Below are 1,405 nucleotides of genomic sequence, written 5' to 3' on the forward strand. Positions count from 1 at the left end.
TAGTAGAGCCCCCTAGAGTGGTGTAGCTCCCACAGTGGCCGTGGCCGTCGATGACGGCAGGGCGGTCACCGTGGGATCCTTCGAGTTCACCTACCAAAGCTCTCTCAAAGGAAATCAACCACGATGACCGCTCCTCATATTGTCGACCCCGCCCGCGTGCTGGGCAACCTGCTGACCGAAGCATCCCCGGACATGATGCGCCAGCTCCTGCAGAACATGATCAACGCCCTCCTCTCGGCTGACGCCGATCTGGTGTGCGGCGCCGAATGGGGCCAGCCTTCCGCGGGGCGGGTTGCGCAGCGCAACGGCTACCGCCACCGCCCGCTGGACACCCGCGTCGGCACCGTTGATGTCGCCGTCCCCAAACTGCGCACCGGGACCTACTTCCCCGAATGGCTGCTGGAGCGCCGCAAACGTGCCGAGGCGGCGCTGATCACGGTGATCGCCGACTGCTACCTTGCCGGAGTGTCGACCCGCCGGATGGACAAACTCGTCAAGACCCTCGGCATCGACGGCCTGTCGAAGTCCCAGGTGTCCCGGATGGCTGCTGACCTCGATGAGCACGTCGCGCAGTTCCGCCACCGCCCGCTCGACGAGGCGGGTCCGTTCACGTTCGTCGCAGCCGACGCTTTGACGATGAAGGTCCGCGAGGGCGGCAGGGTGATCAACGCCGTGGTCCTCGTCGCGACCGGGGTCAACGGCGACGGGCACCGCGAAGTCCTAGGTTTGCAGGTCGCCACCTCCGAAACCCGCAGCGCGTGGAACACGTTCTTCGCCGACCTGGTCGCCCGCGGACTAGCAGGCGTCCGCCTGGTCACCTCCGACGCCCACGCCGGCCTGGTCGAAGCGATCGAAGCGAACCTGCCCGGAGCGAGCTGGCAACGCTGCAGGACCCACTACGCCGCCAACCTGATGGCCGTCACGCCGAAGAGCCTCTGGCCAGCGGTCAACGCGATGCTGCACTCGGTCTACGACCAGCCCGACCAAGCTTCCGTGGAGGCGCAGTTCGACCGGCTGCTGGACTACACGAGCGAGAAACTACCCGAAGTCGCGGAGCACCTCGAGCAGGCCCGAGCCGACGTGCTCGCGTTCGCAACGTTCCCCAAGGACGTCTGGACCCAGATCTGGTCGAACAACCCCGCCGAACGCCTCAACCGGGAGATCCGGCGCCGCACCGACGCGGTCGGGATCTTCCCGAACCGGGAAGCGATCATCCGGCTCGTCGGCGCCGTCCTGGCCGAACAAACCGACGAATGGGCAGAAGGCCGCCGCTACCTCGGCCTCGACATCCTCGCACGCTGCCGACTGACCACCATCAACAACCCCGAAGAGGAGGTGACCGAACCCCCCGCCCTAACCGCCTAGACGAAGGAACCGCTACACCACTCCGCTGGACTTGACCCTG

Annotated in this window: 1 protein-coding gene; it reads left to right on the forward strand. The window is 66.5% G+C overall.

Going from position 1 to position 1,405, the window contains the following annotated elements:
- Window positions 1-123: 123 nt before the first annotated feature.
- Complete coding sequence (locus tag H5393_RS14275; RefSeq protein WP_182767232.1) at window positions 124-1,365, forward strand: IS256 family transposase; 1,242 nt, start codon at window positions 124-126, stop codon at window positions 1,363-1,365.
- Window positions 1,366-1,405 lie beyond the last annotated feature (40 nt).

The organism is Tessaracoccus sp. MC1756, assembly GCF_014164735.1.
In the GTDB taxonomy this organism is placed as follows: Bacteria; Actinomycetota; Actinomycetes; order Propionibacteriales; family Propionibacteriaceae; genus Arachnia.

Excerpts from the sequence above, each read along its gene's own strand:
- H5393_RS14275 (WP_182767232.1), top strand. The coding sequence starts at position 124 with ATGACCGCTCCTCATATTGTCGACCCCGCCCGCGTGCTGGGCAACCTG.